Raw genomic sequence first — 18,320 nt, 5'->3', positions numbered from 1 at the left:
GTTGCGCCAGGGCAACAAGCCCAACCATTCAGCCCAAGCCAACAACAAAGTCACAAAAATGAAGGATTGGTGTTTGAAGCCGTTGGTGCCTTGAAACAATTTTGTAAGAGTTTTAACTACCTAAAGACTACTATTCAAGGCATAAAACAGACAAGGATCCTCATGGAGACATACCCGACCCTGCGCCAGGCCACAGGCGTTGCCCGCACCCTCAGCAAGCGCTCGTCATGCACCATCGTGGTCTACCGCATGGGCGAGGAAAAGTTCGTGGCAGCGCATGCCACCGACCGTGTGGACGGCGGAACCATCGAAGGTGTGTACCGCGACGGGTACGTCGTGAAGACGCTGCTGACAAAGAAGGACTGACGGGCCCGGTTCCTTCGCTTCGAGAGCCTCCTTCGGGAGGCTTTTTTGCGGGCACGGGCAAGACCCTGCCGCCAAAGCAGCCGCTGTCACACGGGCCGTGCAACCGGCCCACTAGAATCGCCGCTCCCTTGGGGAGTAGCCGGCTTCCGGACTTCGGAAGCGCTCACGTCAACATACTCGGTTCGCACCCTGCGACCGTGGCGTGAGCAGCCGAAAGGTTGGCGAGACCAGCGGTGCACGAACGCGGCCTTGGCCGGCGGGTTCGTGTGCCGCGGCGTCTTGAACCGGCCTTGCCTGCTACTCCCAAAATGAACCTTGCCTCCACGATCCTCCTCGCATTCGCCATGTCGACGGATGCTTTCGCCGCTGCTGTCGGCAAAGGCGCAGCCCTGCGCAAACCTTCCTGGCGCGAGGCCCTGCGAACCGGACTCATCTTCGGCGTCATCGAGGCGATCACGCCGGTCATCGGCTGGGCGGCGGGCCTGGCCGCCGCGAGCTACGTCGCGAAATGGGACCACTGGATCGCGGTCACGCTGCTCAGCGTGCTGGGCCTGCGCATGATCTGGGCGGGCTTCGGCGCACCCGACGCCGTCGATGACAAGCCGAGCCGCAACTCCTTCTGGACGCTCGCGATCACCGGCTTCGCCACGAGCATCGACGCCATGGCGGTGGGTGTGGGGCTGGCCTTCATCAACGTCAACATCGCGTGGACCGCGCTGGCCATCGGGCTGGCGACGATGACGATGGTGACCCTCGGCGTGATGGTGGGGCGCGTGCTGGGCGCGGTGATCGGCAAGCGCGCAGAGATCCTGGGCGGCGTGGTGCTGATCGGGATCGGGTTCTTCATTCTTTACGAGCACCTGAACGGCTTGGCTTGAGCCCAGGCTGAACGGCTTCACCGGGCTGCACGCGCTTGCGCGCGCGTGCAGCATCGTCAACCGGCAACGGCCTGCGCCGCGACCCAGTCCCACACCGCGCGAATCGCCGGTTCGTTCTGCCGCCCGTGGGCCGCCGCAAGAAAGTAGCTGCCGGTAGCCAGCGCGGGCCCGAAGGGCTGCACCAGCGCCCCGCTGCGGAGTTCTTCCGCGGACAGCGTGAGGCTCAGCAGCGCCACGCCATGCCCCGCGAGCGCCGCCAGCGTGGCGTGCGTCTCGTCGGAAAACGACAGGCCCGCGGCTTTGATCCCACGCCCCCTCGGTGGCGCGATGCCGGCTTCACGAAACCAGCGCGGCCACACGGCCGGCGCAAGGGCCTGCGGCTGCCAGTCGCAATGAATGAGCTGGTGCTTCGGCAGGTCGGCCACGCGCTTCAACCCCAGCATCGGGCTGCACAGCGGCGCATAGCGCTCGGGCATGAGTTCGCGCGACACCAGCTCCGGCCAGTTGCCGCTGCCGGAGCGCACCGCGATGTCGGCGTCGCCGCGTGCAAGGTCGACCAGCGTGTCGCTCGTGTGCAAGCGCAGTTCGACGTGGGGGCATGACTTGCGGAACGCCTCCATGCGCGGCAGCACCCAGCGCGCGGCGAAGGCGGTGTTGGTCGTCAGCGTCACGGCCTGCGATGCGGCGGGCCGGCGCAGCTTGTCGACACCGGCTTGCAGCACGTCGAAGCCCGTGCGCAGGTCTTCGAAGAGCCGGCGGCCCGCAGGCGTCAGCGCGAGCTGCCGCGTGAGCCTGCGAAACAACGGCTGGCCCAGCGTGTCTTCGAGCGCGCGCACCTGGTGGCTGATGGCCGACGGCGTCACCGAGAGTTCGAGCGCCGCGCGCTGAAAGCTCAGGTGGGCAGCGGCGGCCTCGAAGGCGCGCAGGGACAGCAGCGGCGGCAGCCGGCGGGGAGGGCGAACAGATGAGCCAATCTCGTCCATAGGCAGAGAAATGATCGTTTGTGGGGACGGGCCTGCATGCCTAGATTCGAGGCCTGCAAAGCCATTGTGGCAGCGCAAGGCAGACCAACCCAGCTCACCCATGAAGACCCAGACCCAGACCGTGAAACTTCTTCACATCGACGCCAGCGCCCGCGCGGGCCGCTCCGGCATCGACCCGCACGGCTCGCACACGCGCCGCCTGTCCGCGCGCTTCGTCGAGCGATGGCGCCAGGCGCGGCCCGGCGACCGCATCGACCACCTCGACGTGGGCCAGCACCCGCCCGCGCACGTCGACGGCCGATGGATCCACGCGGCTTTCACGCCACCGGCCGCACGCGAACCCTGGATGTCCGAGACGCTGGCGGAGAGCGACCGCCTGGTCGACCAGCTCATCGCCGCAGACCTCGTCGTCATCGGCCTGCCCATGTACAACTTCAGCGTGCCCGCGCAGTTCAAGGCCTGGATCGACAACATCGTGCGCGTGGGCCGCACCTTCGGCTTCGACCGCGCGCGCGGCGCGGTGCCTTACTGGCCGCTGCTGGCGGATGCGGGCAAGCGCGTGGTGCTGCTGGGCGCGCGCGGGGACCACGGCTACGGCGACGGCGAGGGTGGGGGCGGACGCGTGGCCCACCTCAACCACACCGAGAGCAGCGTGCGCGCGGCGCTGGGCTACATCGGCATCACCGAGGTGTTCGAGGCGGCGGTGGAGTTCGACGAGTTCGGCGGCGAGCAGTTGGCGCAGTCGCTGCGGCGCACCGAGTCGCGCGTGGACGATCTGGCCGACTTCCTGCTGCGCTCGATCACGCGCAGCCAGGCCGCCACGGGCAGTGCGCCGCCAGCGGATGCGCACCCAAGCGGATCAGGCGGCCCGCGTCAACGCGGCGTGTTCGACGCCACCGCCCCCGCCGGCGCATCGTCCCATCCGCCGCCGAGCGCCTTGTAGAGGTTCACGGTGTTCACCGCCTGCTTGAGCTGCAGTTCGATGGCCTGGCGCTGCTCGATGTACAGCTCGCGCTGCGAATCGGCGCCGGCGAAGTAGTCCTCCAGCCCGTTGCGAAAGCGCGTGCGCGAAATGGACGCCACCTTGTCCAGCGCCTGCACGCGCGCCTGCTGCGCCGCGATCTGCGGTCGCAGGTGGCTGTCGGCAATGAGCGCGTTGGCCGTTTCGCGCAGCGCCTGCTGCACCGCGTACTCGTAGCTGGCCATGGCGGCGGCCAGCCGCTCTTCGTTGGCGCTCAGGTTGGCCGAGCGGCGGCCCCAGTCGAAGATGGGCAGCGACACGCCGAGCACGGTGGCCCAGCTGCGGTTGCCCGCGCCCAGCAGGCTGGAGAACTCGGTGCTCAGCCCACCCGCCACGGCCGTCAATGAAAAGCTCGGATAGAACGCCGCCTTGGCCGCGCCCACGCCCGAGTTCGCAGCCTCGACGCGGGCATAGGCGGCCAGCAGGTCGGGTCGGCGCTGCAGCAGGCTGGCGGGCAGGCCCACGGGCACGTCGGCCACCGAACGCTCGGGCCACGGGCGCTGCATGCCGATGGTCGGCGGCACCGGCTGGCCGACCAGCACCGCCAGCCACTGCAGGTCCTGCCCCACGCGCATGCGGAACTCCTCGCGCTGCACGTTGGCGCGCTCCACCAGCGACTGCGAGCGCAGCACGTTCAGGTCCGACGTGCCGCCCACGGTGCGGGCGCGCTGCATCACGCGGGTGCTGTCGCTCTGGCTGCCGAGGTCACCCTCGGCGAGCGCCAGCAGGGCGCGGTCGGCGCGCAGCGTGAGGTAGGCGTTCGACACTTCGCCCACCAGGTTCATGCGCGCGGCCGCCAGGTCGCGCTCGCTGGCCAGGGCCTGAGAGCCGGCCTGCTTCACGCCGGCGTCGACATGGCCGAAGAAGTCGAGCTCGTACGCCGTGACGCCGGCCTGCACGGCGTAGGTGGTGGCCACCCGGCCCACCGCCTGGTTGTTGGTGACGATGCCGTCGGGGCCGAGCGAGGTGGTCACGTTGCCGCGCCCGACCGAGCCGGCCAGGCCGATTTCGGGGAAGAGGCCGGCGCGCGTGCCGCCGTACACGGCGCGCGCCTCGCGGGCCTTGGCGGCATACACGCGCAGGTCGCGGTTCTGCAACAGGGCGGTGGCGATGAGGCCGCGCAGCTCGTCGTCGCGCACGAACGCGTGCCAGGCCATCGGCGCGGCGGCGGCGTTGCCCGTGCCCTCGGCCCACTGGGCGGGCACCACGACGTCGGCTTCCTTGAGCGGGGGCGTGAGGTTGCAGCCCGACAGCACCAGCACGCCGAGCACCAGCACCATGACCATCGGCAGCGGTGCGGCCATGGCGCGCGCAAAGGCCGCCGGAAAGCGCGGCCAGTGCCAGCCGGCGCTGCCCATGAACGCGAGCGCCGCGCGCCCCGGGTTCACCTGCACCGCGACATGGCTGGGCGGCAGGCTGAACACATGGCGGATCAGGTGGTCGTGGAGCACCTCGTCGTGCACGAAGGACAGCGCCACGCCCGCGGCCGAGCGCCCCGTCACCACCGCCGACACCCAGCCCACGTGGTCGACGTGCACGTCCAGCGGTTCGCCGACCGGCATACGCCGCAGCAGGGCGCTTTCGCGCAGCACGGCGCCGTCGACCGCGATCTCCACGAAACGCGTCGCGCCCACGCCGGCGGCGCTGCGCAGCGTGGTGTCGGCCAGATACGGAAAGCGTTCGTCGTGCTCGGGCCGCGGGCGGTCGATGCAGGCGATGAGCGCGGCCAGGCAGTAGAGCGTGGTGACGATGGTCCACAGCACGTTGAGCATGTCGCCGGTGGTCATGGCATTGCCGATGGCGCCGATGGCCGCCGCCTCCATGGCCGCGATGAGCCCGCCGAAGACCAGCACCAGGTTCCAGTGCACCACCGTCTTCGAGCGGTCCTGCCCCTTGGCCGTGACCTTGAAGGGGCGCCCGAACGGCCGCACCAGCGAAGTGACGATGGTGCGCGTGACGGCCATGGCGGCCACGATCTGCGTGACCTCGGTGAACACCGGCAGGCAGCGGCGCTGGCTGATCCAGTAGGTGTAGCCCCAGAACATGACCAGCGGCGGCAGGCCGTACAGGGCGAAGGCGCGCGGCGTGGCGTGGAAGGCCGACACGCCCGTGTACCAGTACAGCGCAGGGGCCGCCAGCATCATCAGGATGAAGGGCTTGGTCAGCCAGTGCAGCAGGCCGTGGACGTAGTGCACGCGCGCCGCAAAGCTGTAGCCGCGGCCGCGCAGCGGGCCGTCCCGCAGCAGCGCCACCTGGATGGTGCCCAGGCACCAGCGGCTGCGCTGGTTGATGTAGTCGACGATGCTGTCCGCCGAGAGCCCGTTCGACAGCCGCTCGTTCAGCCAGCGCGTGACCCAGCCGAAGCGCATCAGCGTGTAGGTGGTGTAGATGTCCTCGCACACGCTGCCGGTGGGGAAGCCGCCCGCCTCGGTGATGGCGTCGCGCCGGATCACGAACGAGGTGCCCACGCAGAAGGCCACGTCGGCCGCGTCCTTGGCGGGCTGCAGCACGTCGAAGAACACGCGCTGCTCGTCCACCCAGCTGTCGGTGGCGCGCAGGTTGTGCTGGATGGGGTCGGCGTTGTAATAGAACTGCGGCGTCTGCACCAAGCCCACTTTCGGTTCGTCGAACAGGCCCAGCGTGCGGTAGACGATGTTGCGGTGCGGCGTGAAGTCGGCGTCCAGCACCAGGATGTACGGCGCGTTGGTGGCCGCGGCCGACTGGCGCAGGCCGTTGTTCAGGTTGCCGGCCTTGGCGTGCGCGTTGTCGGGCCGCCGCGCGTAGTGCACGCCCTTGCGTTCGCAATAGTCGCGCAGCCAGTCGCGCCGCGTGTCGTCGAGCACCCACACGTTCACATGCGGATAGTCGATGGCCTGCGCGGCCAAGATGGTTTTCTCGAGCACGCCCAGCTCTTCGTTGTAGGTGCAGATGAAGACATCGACCGCCGGCACGTTGCCGCCGCGCGCGCGCAGCCCGGCTTCGCCGATGTCGGCCTGCGCGTGGTTGTCGCGCCGGCGCGTGAGCATCTGGATCGACAGCAGCGTGTAGACGATGGCGATCATCTCGAACACCAGGAACACCCACGACACCAGCGTGCCGAAGCCCAGGTCGGCCGGCGGCAGCGTCTCGGCCAGCCGCCACGCCACGTAGCGCACCAGCACCAGCGCGGTGAGAAAGCCGAACAGCACGCGGTGCGAGCCGCGGTCCGCGCGGGCGTGGAAGATCATGATCAGGGCAAGCGCCGCGACCATCAGATTGACCCTGAACTCGGGCGTATCGATCAGTTCGGACATGGCTTTTCTCCTGGGAAAGCAGTGACGAGGTTGCCGGTGAAGGGGTTCCAGCCCGTGGCCGCGAGCGCGATCCAGGCGGTGGCGCCCAGGTGGGGCCAGCGGTAGTAGAAGAAGTCGGCGCCCACCGAGTCGGGGCCGATGGCCAGGCCGGTGGAAATGCGCGGGCTCGGCGTGGCGTAGTAAAGGCCGTTGGCGGCGCGTTGCGAGGCCAGCAGCTGCCACAGTGCTTCGGGCGCGGAGCCCTTGACTGCCACCAGCGTGGCCGCGGCCTGCGCGCTCCCTTCGGTCCAGATGCCGTCGGGCTGCTGCGAAAAACCGTAGCCGTCGCCGAAGCGGTGGTTGCGCTCGACCCAGGCCAGGCCGGCCCGCCAGGCGCACTGGCCGGGCGGCGCCGCGAGCAGCGGCCACAGCTGCGCGTCCAGGCCCGAGCCGGTGGTGGCGATGGTGGCGCCGTCTTCCTTCGTGCCGATGTAGAAGCGCTGCTCGGTGGCGCTCCACATGCGCGAGACGAAGGCCAGGGCAACGCCCGCCTGGCGCGCCTGTTCGGGGCGGGCACTGCCGCGCGCGGCCCAGGCGGCCGTCATCGCGATGTCGATGTTGTGCTCCGTCGATTTCCAGGTCTGGGCCTTCTGGGCGCTGTCCCATCCGTACCACCCGCCCTGGTAGCCGTCTGGGTCCGTGGTGGCGCGCGTGCGTTGCTCGGCCCATGCGAGCAGCCTTGCCGCGGCGTCGGTGTAGCGCGGCGAAGGCGCCACGCGGTCGACGTTCAGCAGCAGCAATGCGGCCCACGCCACGTTGCCCGTCGCGGTGCTGACCTGGTACGCATCGGCGATCCACTGGTTCCTGCCCGCGTCCCAGTAGCCGGACAGCACCGGCTTGCCGTCGGCCAGCGGGCCGGCGCGGTAGGCGTTGCGCACGCGGCCGTCGGGGTACAGCGCATCGCGCTCCATCGCGAGCACCACGGCGTCGGCGATGCGCCTGGCGGAGGCCGTGTCGCCGCACGCGAGCAGCGCGATGCCCGCCAGCGCGTTGTCGTACACGAAGGCCACGTTCGCCAGGCTGGGCGCGAGCTCGGGCACACCGGCAATGGGCTGGTCGGTGCGGTAGCTCGACAGGAGCAGCGGCGACGCCGCATCGCCGCGCGCATCGGTGACAACCGCGCGGCGCAGGCCGTCGCAGCTTTGCCGTGCCAGCGCCGGCCGGACGTCGCCGGCAGCCATCGCGGCCTGCGTGACGAGACCGAGCACGGCAGCCGCCAGCAATGCGCACCTGCGAAAGAGGAGCGAGGCGTGATCCATCGTGGGCCTCAATCGGCTTGGTGGAGAGCAGGCCACGCTATGACGCCAGCCGCGCCGATACCACCTTGCCGGGCGCGCACAGCCCGCGCTGCGCCAGCCATTCCGGAGAGCTCGATTCCACATGTGCAACCGCGTACACCGAGCCCTGTTCCGCGAAAGGGAAGGGCACGGCGTAGCGGCTCTGGAAGTCTTCGGGCGCCACGGGCAGTATCTGCGTGACGCGCGCCGAGACTTCGGGGCGCACGTCGTCCGTTTTCACCGCGATGGTCGAGCCCATGTTGAGCCGCTTGGCCACACGCGGCGGAAACACCGCCACCACCTCGACGCGGCTGCAGTCGATCATGCGCACCAGCGTGGCGCCCTGCGGCACGTAGCTGCCTTGCGGCATGAGCACCGTGTGCACCTGTCCGGCCTGCAGCGCACGGATCTCGAATGCCGCCATCTTCTCGATGCGGCGGCGCTCGTCGGTTTCCAGCGCGCTCACCTCGCGCAGTTGCTGCTGCAGGGCTTCGCTGTCGTGCCGCGCGCGCTCGATGTCGCCGGCGAGCGTTTCGCGCCGGTTCGCCATGGTCTGGTAGACGGTGGCGCCGCTGCCGCCCACGAACACGCCCCGGCTCGCGCTGGCCACGCTCTGGCCCAGGCCGGCAGAGGCCTGCTCGGCCACCGCCGCGCTGGCGCGCGAGATGCTCAGCTGCGCCTGCGCGGCGTCCATCGCCTGCTGGCTCACGGCGCCTTCGTCCAGCATGGCGGAGGTATGGCGCACCTTCAGTTCCTGCTCGGCCACGTTGCTCAGGGCCACCTCGCGCTGGCGCTGCGCGATCTGCCAGGCATCGCGCGTCTGCGCCATCGAGGCCGAGCGGTACAGCTTGCCCTGTTGCTCGACGAACTGCAGCTCCTCGCTCGACGCGTTGAGCTGGTTGGCCAGCTGCGCCACCTGGCTTTGCAGCGCCAGGCGTTGGGTGGTGAGCGTGGTGAGGATGTCGCGGTTGATGGTCGGGTTCTGCACCGTGGCCACCACCGTGCCCGCGTCGACCTTGTCGAGCGCGCGAACCGTCATCTGCGTGACCACGCCGCTGATGGGCGAGGTGACCAGCAGCACCGGCGCCTGCAGCACCGTGCGCGTGGCCTGGCGCGAGACCAGCGGCTGGATCAGCGTGGTCACGACGAGCCACAGCACGAACGCCAGCAGGGCGTAGCCCGCAAGCCGCGGCACGATCGATTCCGAACTCGATGGCGGCCCGCCGCTGCCCTTGCGCCTGAGGCGGCGGAACCAGCCGGCGGCTTCGGCATCCGCGATCTCGGCGGATTCCCGGACAGTGCTTGCGTTCATGTGCGCCTCGCAATCGATGACGTGGTGACCTATGTAAGAAACCGTCGTCTCCGCTGTCGCGGCACGTCATTGGGGCGCGCCATCTGCTATTGCTGCAACGCAGCAATAGACATGCCAAAAGTTAACAATTTATGCTTACATTGGCAACAGGATGTAGGGGCCGGGTGGTGGCGCTCTCATTGCCGACAACAGCGGTTACGCAATCGACGCCGGGCGAGCGCGCGCATCCAGGCACTTTCCCACTGCGTAGAACACACCGATACTCAGCCGGCAACTTTCGCCGGCAACGTACCGGTCTCACCCAGATCAATGAACGCAACCGGCTCCTCGAAATTCCGCTTCGGCATGCACACGCGCCTCAGCCTGGGCGTGGCCGCACTGGTTCTGGCGGCAACCTTCGCCATTGCCACCTACGCACTCCACCTGGTCAAGAGCAGCATGCAGGCGTCGATCGCGGCCGAGCAGATGGCCCGCGTGAGCGGCATCTCCGACGCCATCGACCAGAAACTCGGCAGCCGCCGCATCCTGCTGAAGACCTTTGCCCAGAGCGTGGAGTCGCAGGCCTTCGACAGCGCCGAACCGCTGCAGGCCTTCCTGGAAAAGCACGCGTCGCTGCGCGAGGCTTTCGACAACGTCGCGTTCATGGGCACCGACGGCACCCTGGTGGCCAACCTGAACGGCGCGCAGAAAAACGGCAGCGTGAACATCCGCGACCGCGACTACTTCCAGAAGACAGTGGCCACCAAGACCGGCCTGGTGTCGCAGCCGTACCGCAACCGGCTGAACGGGTTGCCGCAGGTGGCCATCACGCAGCCGGTGCTCGACAGCGCGGGGCAGGTCAGGTACGTGATTTCAGGCGCCATCAACCTGAAGGACCGCAACATCCTGGGCGCCCTGGGCGACGTCAAGTTCGGCAAGAACGGCTATCTGTTCATCGTCACGCCGGACGGCGTGATGGTCGATTCCCCTGACACCGCACGCATCCTGAGCGTGGTCCAGCCGAACGGCGGCAATGTGGACATCCTGCGCGCCATGGCCGGCTTCGAGGGCACGGGCGAGGGGGTCGACGAAGCCGGCGTGCCCAGCCTCTACGCCTTCGACCGCACCGAACAGACCCCCTGGATCGTCGGGGCCATGTACCCGCGCGCCGAGGCCTTTGCCCGCATCGACGCCATCGAGCACAACGCATGGCTGGGCGCGCTGGCGCTCTCGCTGTCCGCGGGCGTGCTGGCCCTGGTGGTGGTGCGCCGGCGCCTGAAGCCGCTGGACGCGCTGCACAGCCACATGCTGCAGTCGACGCGCGAAACGCCCGCCGAGGCACAGGCCCGGCGCCCGGCGAGCAGCTACACCCGCGACGAGATCGGCGACCTGTCGCGCACCTTCGACGACCTGATGGCCCAGCGGCGTGCCAGCGAGCTCAGCCTGGCGCGCAGCGAGGCGACGGTGCGCACCATTGCCGACAACATTCCGGCGATGGTCTCGCACGTGGACGCCTCGCTGCGCTACACCTTCGTCAACGAGCGCATCCGCGCGCTGCACAACCATGCGCCGCTGGTCGGGCGCCTGATGCCCGAAGTGCGGGGCGCCGACTTCGCCGTCGTGGAGCCCTATTTCCTGCGCGCACTCGCGGGCGAGACCGTCATTCTCGAGAAGCCCGGCGACCCGGCGCTGGGCATCGGCCACCGCACCTTCCAGGCCCACTACATCCCCGACCTCGACGCCGACGGGGCGGTGCGCGGCGTGTTCGCGATGACCTTCGATATCACGGACGAAGTCAATATCCGCAAAGCCGTGGCCGAGCAGGAGAAGCGGCTGCGCGACGTGACCGACAGCATTCCGGCGCTGGTCGGTTACTTCGACCGCAACCAGGTCTGCCTGTTCGGCAACATCCGGGCGCGGCAGATGGCGGGCCTGGGCGACAAGCCGATCGAGGGCGCCACGCTGCAGACCGTGCTCGGCGACGCCATCTACGAGCAGCACAAGCCTTACCTGCCGGTGATGCTCTCGGGCAAGAAGGTGCGCTTTCCGGTTCGCGCGCCGCTGCACGGCAAGCAGGGCTACTTCCAGGTCAACCTGATCCCCGACACCAACGCGCGTGGCGAGGTGGTCGGCTTCTACCTGATGAGCTTCAACATCACGGCGCTGAAAGAGGCCGAGCTGCGCCAGGCCGAGAGCGAACTGCGCCTGCGCACCATCACCGACAACCTGCCGGTGCTCATCACCTACATCGACCGCGACGAGAAGATCACCTTCGCCAACGCCACCAGCCGCCAATGGCTCGGGCTCGACCCGATGCAGGTGGTGGGGCGCCACCTGCAGGACGTGGCCGGCCGAGAGGTGTACCTGTCGCGCCGGCCCATGCTGTCGCGCGCGCTGGCCGGCGAGCGGGTCGAGTTCGAGGCGCGCACCCAGCGCACGGGGTTCGAGCGCATCACGCAGGTCATCTACGTGCCCGACATCCGTGACGACGGGCTCACGCACGGCATCTTCTCGCTGGCGCTGGACATCACCGCGCTGAAGCTGGTGGAGCACCAGCTCATCGAGCTGGCGCGGCTGGACACGCTCACCGGCGTGCCCAACCGGCTGGCCTTCAACGAGCACCTGCCCGACGCGGTGCTGCGCGTGCGGCTCACGGGCAACGCCATGGCGCTGATGTTCCTGGACATCGACCACTTCAAGACCATCAACGACACCTTCGGCCACGCGGTGGGCGACGCGGTGCTGGTGGAGTACGCGCGCCGGCTGCTGGCCAGCGTGCGGGGCACCGACAAGGTGGCCCGGCTGGCAGGGGACGAGTTCGTGCTGGTGATCGAGAACCTGAGCGGGCCGCAGGCCGCGGCCACCGTGGCCGAGAAGATCGTGCAGCGCATCGGCCAGCAGCCCTTCGTGGTGGAAGGCCAGACCATCTCGGTCACCACCAGCATCGGCATCGCATTCCACTGGGCCGCCGACTCCTCGGCCACGGCCGAGGAACTGCTGGCACGCGCCGATGCCGCGCTCTACAACGCCAAGGCGGCGGGGCGCAACCGGTTCGAGTTCTTCCTGTCGGCGGGCGTGCCCAGAGACCCGCTGAAGCTGGGCGGCGCGGTGCCCGATCGGGCGCCCGAAGACCTGGCGTAGCCCCTGCGGGCCGTCAGTCGGCCGCCGCAAGCTGAGCGCGGTTGCGCCCTTGGGCCTTGGCCTCGTACAGCGCCTTGTCGGCGCGGCGCAAGGCGGTGTCCACTGTGTCGTCGGCGCGCGTCATCTGCGCCACGCCGCAGCTCACGGTGATCTGCCCGACGGTGTCGAACGCGGTGTGCGCCACCAGCTCGACCAGCGCCGTGGCCATGCGCAGCGCCTCGATGGCGCTGGCCCCGGGCAGCATGAGCACGAATTCTTCCCCGCCCAGGCGTGCCGCGATGTCCGACTTGCGCAGGTGCGACTTCAGCACCCCGGCCACCGCACGCAAGGCGCTGTCGCCCGTGGCGTGGCCGAAGCGGTCGTTGATTTTCTTGAAGTGGTCGATGTCGATCATCACGATGCCCAGCGGCATGGCGTCGGGGTGCGTCACGGGCAGCGTCTGCAGCAGGCGTTCTTCCATGCCGTGACGGTTCAGCAGGCCGGTGAGCGCGTCGACGTGCGCCTGCCGGTCGAGTTCGGCGTTCGCGGTTTCCAGCGCCAAGGTGCGTTCCTTCACGCGTTCCTCGAGCTCGGCGTTGGCACCGACCAGCCGGGCCGTCATGCCCGCGAGCGCGAGCGACAGCTGCTTCACCTCGGAGCTGCCCGCGGTGATCGGAATGCCGCTGTCGAGCCGCCCGGTGCCGATGGCCTTGGCCACCGATGCAATCTGGCGAAGCGGCCGCGTGAGTCGCTCCGCCAGCACCCAGCCCAGAAAGAAGGCGAGGGCCGCGGCGAGCATGCCCAGCGTCAGCGCCTTGCGCACGCCTTCGCGCGCGGCGGCGCGCGCCACCTCGGCGGGCTCGCGGGCCACCACCGTCCAGCCCAGGTCGATCGCGCGGTCCGCGGCCTGCGTGGGGCCCACCGATGCGGTGGCCACCAGGAACTCTCCGCCCGAAGCCTCGCGCGCGAACTTCACCGCCCCGTTCGGGTTCACCCCCGACATGCTCAGGGTGGCCGCCTGGTCGAGGTTGGCGTCCGACGCATAGATCACGCGGTCGTTCGCGTCCAGCACCAGCACCTCCAGGCGGCGCGACACGGCGTCGTCGGGGAACAGCGACTCGACGACGCTGCGCGTCCATTCCCAGCTGCCGTGCATGCCCAGCACGCCCACCAGCTGGCCGTCGCGCCGGATGGGCGAGGCGAAATCGACGAAGCGCTGCGGCCCGCCGTCGCTGCCCTTGGGCAGCAGCGAGGCCAGCAGCTTGGCGGGGTGCACGTCGCCCACGTGCGTGCCGCGCAGGCCTTCCTGGAACCAGGGGCGCTCGGCCACGTTGGCGCCGATCAGCAGCTTGCCGGTGGACGTCTGCACCACGCCTTCGGGCGAGACCACGCCGATCCATGCGCTGTACGGCGTCAGAGCCTGGGTGCGCGCAATGCTCTGCGCCACGCGTTCGCCGTCCAGCCCTTCCTGCCAGACCCAGGGCGTGGCGGCGAGCAGTTCGATTTCGCGGGTGCGCGAGGTGAGGCCGCCGGACAGCGCCTTGGCGGCGTTCTGCGCGATGGTGCGCAACGCGGCGGATTCGTCGGCCTCGCTCTTCTGCGCGAACATCGAGCCCAGCGCCAGCGACAGCGTGACCACCAGCACCGCCGCCAGGCCGCCGAAGCCCAGCGCGACCTGGGTGCGGAAACTGCGCAGCAGGTTGCGCATCCAGCCTCTGGAGCGGGCGGAAGAGGGTGTCTCGGGGGCGTCGGGATGAGAGGGGCGGTCTGGGCTTTTGGAAGACATCGAAGGCGCCGGGGGCGGTCCTGTCCGGAAGAGCACCGATTGTCCGCCGTTCCACTCAGGGGCGGCCGAGCACGTTGTTTTCTTGACGGTCTTCGCCGAGGACGAACTCCGGGCGGGGCTGACCCGGCCGGAGGCCGCCGTGATGCCTGAAATGCCTGGATGAAATCAGGCCTGTGCCGAGGCGCACTCCCCCAGCGGGCCGCGCGGCGCGCGCCGGTCCAGCGATCGGCTCCAGAGCGCAATCGCCAGCCCCACCAGCGTGAGCAAAGCCGCCACCCAGCCCAGTGCGCGCAACCCGGGGCCATGGTCGATCACCACGCCGCCGACCCATGCGCCGAGCGCGTTGCCCAGGTTGAAGGCCGCGATGTTCAGGCTCGACGCCAGGTTCTGGCCCGCGCCCGAGGCCTTCTCGAGCACCCGCAACTGCATCGGCGCCACGGTGGCGAAAGAGGCCACGCCGAGCAGGCCCACGAACACCACCGCGGTGAACGGTGTGCCGATGGCGAACTGCATCGCACCCAGCACCACCGCCAGCACCACCAGCGTGCCCAGGACGGCGGCCATCGGCGCGCGGTCGGCCAGCTTGCCGCCGAGGATGTTGCCCACCGCCAGGCCGCCACCGAACACCAGCAGGATGGGCGACACGGCCGACTCCGACAGGCCCGTGAGCTGCGTGAGCAGCGGCTGGATGTAGGTGAACACCACGAACACGCCGGCAAAGCCCAGCACCGTCATCGCCAGGCCCAGCAGCACCTGCGGGCGCGCCAGCACGGCCAGTTCCTCGCGCAAAGGGGCGGGCGCGGCCTCGCCTTTCACGCGGGGCACGAATGCAGCCAGCACCGCGAGCGCCAGCAGGCCGATGAGCGTCACCGCCCAGAAGGCCGAGCGCCAGCCGAAATGCAGGCCCAGCCAAGCGCCGAACGGCACGCCCAGCAGGGTGGCGGCCGTGAGCCCGGTGAACATGATGGCGATGGCCGAGGCACGCCGCTCCGGCGCCACCAGGCCGGTGGCCACCACCGAGCCGACGCCGAAGAAGGTGCCGTGCGCCAGCGAGGTGACGACGCGCGCGGCCATCAGCATCTCGTAGTTGGGCGCCAGCGCACAGGCCAGGTTGCCAAGCGTGAAGATCGCCATCAGCGCGAGCAGCACGGTCTTGCGCGGCAGCTTGCGTGTGGCGATGGTGAGCACGGGCGCGCCGACCGCGACCCCGAGCGCATAGCCCGAGATCAGCAGGCCGGCGGCCGTGATGGAGACTTGAAGATCCGTCGAGACCTGCATCAGCAGGCCCATGATGACGAACTCGGTGGTGCCTATTCCGAAGGCGCCGGCGGTGAGGGCAAGTAGAGCGATTGGCATGATGCCCTGTACTGTGAAGACATCGGCCATCGATGACTAGAATGCCGCCGGTACAGGGACTTGTGAATTGAAATCACAAGCCAGAAAGCAGGAGAGAAAGCCATGCCGCGCCTCGACGTCAACCGCTCCGGCGAAATGGAAGCCTTCGTGCAGGTGATCGAGGCCGGCGGCTTCTCTTCGGCGGCGCGCCTGCTGGGCATGACCCCGTCGGCGGTGAGCAAGCTGGTGGCGCGGCTGGAGCTGCGCCTGGGCGTGCAGCTGGTGCACCGCTCCACGCGCAAGCTGCAGCTCACGCCCGAAGGCACCGCGTTCTACGAGCGCAGCACGCGCGTGCTGGCCGACCTGGACGAGGCCGAGCGCTGTGCCGCAGCCGGTGCCGCGCCGCGTGGGCGCGTGAGCATCAACGCCAGCGTGTCCTTCGGCCACCACAAGCTGGTGCCGCTGGTGCCGCGCCTGCTCGAGCAGCATCCGCAGATCACGCTGGACATTGCGCTGACCGACCGCATCGTCGACCTGATGGACGAGCGCGCCGACATCGCGATCCGCTGGGGCGAGCTGCCGTCGTCCGACCTGGTGGCGCGCCGCCTCGGCGAGACCAGCCAGGCGATCGTGGCCGCGCCTTCATACCTGGGCAAGTACGGCACGCCGCGCACGCCGCAGGAACTGGAGGCGCACAACCGGCTGGGCTGGACGTACCGGCGCAGTTCGCCCGACTGGCCGCTGCGTGTGGACGGGCGCATGGTGTGGTTGCCGGTGGCCGGCCCGGTGCGCGCGGGCGACGGCGAAACGCTGCGCCAGCTGGCGATTGCAGGGGCGGGCGTGGCGCGGCTGTCGCTGTACCACATCCAGCACGACATCGATGCGGGCCGGCTGGTGCCGTTGCTCGAGGAGTTCAACCCGTGCGACGTGGAACCCATTCACGCGGTGTACATCGGCAAGGCCGGCACGCTGCCCGCGCGGGTGCGGGCGGTGCTGGACTTTCTGGTGGCCTGCTCGGGCGTGGGCGGCGGGCGCTACACGCTCAAGCGAACGCTGCCGATGCCGGGGAATGCCGCGCTCACCTGATCGCCGCGGCGGCACGGCAGCACACCTACCCAGGAGCCGGTGGTGACGACGGTGCCCTTGGGCGCGGTCTGGCCGTGGCGCGTGATGTGGCGCAGCCAGATCGGCAGCAGCCAGGCGGGGTCGGCCAGCGGATGCGTGCCTTCGCGCACCACGGTCTCGGCATTGCCGACCTTGGTTTCGCAGCGCTGCGCGGCCCAGTCGACGGCGGCACAGGGAATCCATTCGCCGAGCACCAGCGCGCCATGCACCTGCGAATCGGCCAGGCGAAGCAGGGCGGGCGTGGCGGCCAGGTCTTGCCAGCGCGCATCGACGATTTCGACCGACACGGCCATGGCGTCGATCAGCGATGCGGCGTTCTGGTGGTCGAGCGTTGCGGCCTGCGCGGGCGTGACGTCCTGGCCCAGGCGCAGGGCAATCTCGGCTTCGATGCCCGGCGAGTGGAGCACGAGGTCGCTGAAGTTGGCCGAGTCGGGCCGCACGCCGGCGGGCGGCAGCGGGGCATGCGTGAGGGTCGCGCTGCGCGAGCCGCCGCCGGATTTCCAGGTGCCGGGCACGGGCTGTGCGTCGAACCAGCCGAGCGCGGCGGCCACGGCGTCCTGCACTTCGTACGCTTGCTCGGCGGTGGCGAGCGCGTCGGTCCAGGGCGAGGCATCGAGGGTTCGGTTGCCGCGGCGCGCGGCGACGAGGGCGTCTGTGAGGGCGGTCTGGGAAGGGTTCATCCGCAGGATCTTCTCAGCTTTCGACGTGAACGTTGCCGTCTTTCACGACCTTCGCCCATTTGGCGATCTCGGTGCTGATGAACTGCTTGAACTTGTCCTGCGAGCCGCCACCGTCTTCCGCGCCGTAGGTGTCCATCCGCTCCTGCACATCGGGCATGGCGAGCACCGTGTTCACGTCGCGGTTCACCTTCTGCGCAATGGACGCCGGCAGTTTGCCCGGCCCGGCAAGCCCGTACCACGTGGTCGCCTCGAAGCCCTGAAAGCCTTGCTCCTGCATCGTCGGCACGTTGGGGTGCCCCTTGGCGCGCTTGGTGCGGGTCTGGGCGACGGCGATCACGCGGCCGTTCTTCACATGCGGCGTGGCGGCCGTCATGGTCTCGAAGCTGTACTGGATCTGCCCGCCCATCAGGTCGGCCAGCAACGGGCCGCTGCCCTTGTACGGCACATGCAGCGCGTCGACGCCGCCCTGCAGCTTGAACATCTCCAGCGCCAGGTGCTGCGCCGAGCCGGCGCCCGCCGAGCCGAAGCTCACCGTGCCCGGCGCGGCCTTGCAGGCGGCCACGATGTCCTTCACGCTGAGCGCTTTCTGGCCGGGGTTGGCGATCAGCAGGTTGGGCGTGACGCCCACCAGCACGATCGGCACGAAGTCGCGCTCCACGTTGTAGCGCAGCTTGGGCTGCAGGCTGGGCGCGAGCGCGTGGCTGTTGATGTGGGCCATCAGCAGCACGCTGCCGTCGCTGGGCTGCTGCGCCACGTAGTCGGCTGCGAGCACCCCGGCCACGCCGCCCTTGTTGTCGACGATGACCTGCTGGCCCCACATGATCGTGAGCTTCTGCGCGACCACGCGCGCGAGCGCATCGGTGCCGCCGCCCGGCGGAAAGCCCACCACGATGCGCACCGGCCCCGAAGGCCACTCCTGCGCGAAGAGCCGGGGAACGCCCAGCGTGGCGGCCGCGGCGCCTGCGGCTTGAATGAGGGAGCGTCTTTGCATCATCTGTGTCTCCGTGGTGTTGAGGTCCGATGCGTGCCGGGCGCGATGTGTCGCGGCCCGGCAAGGCGGCCGCCGCATCGTTCGAGCGATGCGCTGCGGCCTGTGTGCTGTCTTTGAGCGGTCTTTGGGGAGTCT

General features: G+C 69.5%; 13 protein-coding genes and 1 riboswitch. Of the genes, 5 read left to right on the top strand and 8 right to left on the bottom strand.

Going from position 1 to position 18,320, the window contains the following annotated elements:
• Positions 1-162 precede the first annotated feature (162 nt).
• Both AC0IYU_RS01620 and mntP read left to right on the top strand, forming a co-directional pair.
• Positions 163-366, top strand: coding sequence for a hypothetical protein (locus tag AC0IYU_RS01620; protein WP_472112264.1), 204 nt, complete (start codon positions 163-165; stop codon positions 364-366).
• Positions 367-489: 123 nt separating this feature from the next.
• Positions 490-660: riboswitch (yybP-ykoY riboswitch) on the top strand.
• Positions 661-674: 14 nt separating this feature from the next.
• Positions 675-1,244: a manganese efflux pump MntP gene (gene mntP, locus AC0IYU_RS01615; RefSeq protein ID WP_472112261.1), complete on the top strand. Its 570-nt coding sequence runs from the start codon at positions 675-677 to the stop codon at positions 1,242-1,244.
• Positions 1,245-1,300: 56 nt separating this feature from the next.
• Here the strand turns inward: mntP and AC0IYU_RS01610 are convergent, their stop codons facing one another.
• Entirely contained in the window at positions 1,301-2,227 is a 927-nt protein-coding gene (locus AC0IYU_RS01610) for a LysR substrate-binding domain-containing protein (protein ID WP_472112259.1), read from the bottom strand.
• A 100-nt stretch (positions 2,228-2,327) separates the two neighbouring features.
• Here AC0IYU_RS01610 and AC0IYU_RS01605 point away from each other — a divergent pair, with 100 nt between their 5' ends.
• On the top strand, positions 2,328-3,170 hold the full coding sequence (locus AC0IYU_RS01605; protein WP_472112256.1) for an FMN-dependent NADH-azoreductase: 843 nt from the start codon (positions 2,328-2,330) through the stop codon (positions 3,168-3,170).
• Here AC0IYU_RS01605 and AC0IYU_RS01600 read toward each other — a convergent pair.
• The 3 genes from AC0IYU_RS01600 to AC0IYU_RS01590 are packed head-to-tail and all read right to left on the bottom strand — an operon-like array spanning position 3,101 to position 9,169.
• Positions 3,101-6,541 (bottom strand): efflux transporter outer membrane subunit, encoded by a 3,441-nt coding sequence (locus AC0IYU_RS01600; protein WP_472112253.1) that lies wholly within the window; start codon positions 6,539-6,541, stop codon positions 3,101-3,103. The two genes, AC0IYU_RS01605 and AC0IYU_RS01600, sit on opposite strands and share 70 nt — an antisense overlap.
• Positions 6,529-7,839, bottom strand: a complete 1,311-nt coding sequence (locus AC0IYU_RS01595) for a hypothetical protein (protein WP_472112250.1) — start codon at positions 7,837-7,839, stop codon at positions 6,529-6,531. The genes AC0IYU_RS01600 and AC0IYU_RS01595 overlap by 13 nt, the downstream gene beginning before the upstream one ends.
• Before the next feature lie 37 nt (positions 7,840-7,876).
• Entirely contained in the window at positions 7,877-9,169 is a 1,293-nt protein-coding gene (locus AC0IYU_RS01590) for an HlyD family secretion protein (protein ID WP_472112247.1), read from the bottom strand.
• Between the two features lie 309 nt (positions 9,170-9,478).
• Here AC0IYU_RS01590 and AC0IYU_RS01585 point away from each other — a divergent pair, with 309 nt between their 5' ends.
• Positions 9,479-12,289, top strand: a complete 2,811-nt coding sequence (locus AC0IYU_RS01585; protein ID WP_472112244.1) for a sensor domain-containing diguanylate cyclase — start codon at positions 9,479-9,481, stop codon at positions 12,287-12,289.
• A 13-nt stretch (positions 12,290-12,302) separates the two neighbouring features.
• Here the strand turns inward: AC0IYU_RS01585 and AC0IYU_RS01580 are convergent, their stop codons facing one another.
• Complete coding sequence (locus AC0IYU_RS01580) at positions 12,303-13,976, bottom strand: sensor domain-containing diguanylate cyclase (RefSeq protein WP_472112241.1); 1,674 nt, start codon at positions 13,974-13,976, stop codon at positions 12,303-12,305.
• Positions 13,977-14,219: 243 nt separating this feature from the next.
• A complete protein-coding gene (locus tag AC0IYU_RS01575) occupies positions 14,220-15,410 on the bottom strand; it encodes an MFS transporter (RefSeq protein ID WP_472112238.1) in 1,191 nt (396 codons plus the stop codon).
• Positions 15,411-15,512: 102 nt separating this feature from the next.
• Between AC0IYU_RS01575 and AC0IYU_RS01570 the strand changes: the two genes are divergently transcribed.
• The gene (locus tag AC0IYU_RS01570; protein ID WP_472112235.1) at positions 15,513-16,475 is read left to right on the top strand and encodes a LysR family transcriptional regulator; all 963 of its coding nucleotides are present in this window, start codon (positions 15,513-15,515) and stop codon (positions 16,473-16,475) included.
• Here the strand turns inward: AC0IYU_RS01570 and AC0IYU_RS01565 are convergent.
• Both AC0IYU_RS01565 and AC0IYU_RS01560 read right to left on the bottom strand, forming a co-directional pair.
• Positions 16,424-17,194: a fumarylacetoacetate hydrolase family protein gene (locus AC0IYU_RS01565; RefSeq protein WP_472112232.1), complete on the bottom strand. Its 771-nt coding sequence runs from the start codon at positions 17,192-17,194 to the stop codon at positions 16,424-16,426. The genes AC0IYU_RS01570 and AC0IYU_RS01565 overlap by 52 nt on opposite strands.
• A gap of 13 nt (positions 17,195-17,207) precedes the next feature.
• A complete protein-coding gene (locus tag AC0IYU_RS01560) occupies positions 17,208-18,185 on the bottom strand; it encodes a Bug family tripartite tricarboxylate transporter substrate binding protein (protein ID WP_472112230.1) in 978 nt (325 codons plus the stop codon).
• Positions 18,186-18,320: the final 135 nt, after the last annotated feature.

The organism is Variovorax sp. AC103, from assembly GCF_979254005.1.
Note: the sequence above shows the minus strand (reverse complement) of the source record. Positions and strands in the feature narration are given on the sequence as shown.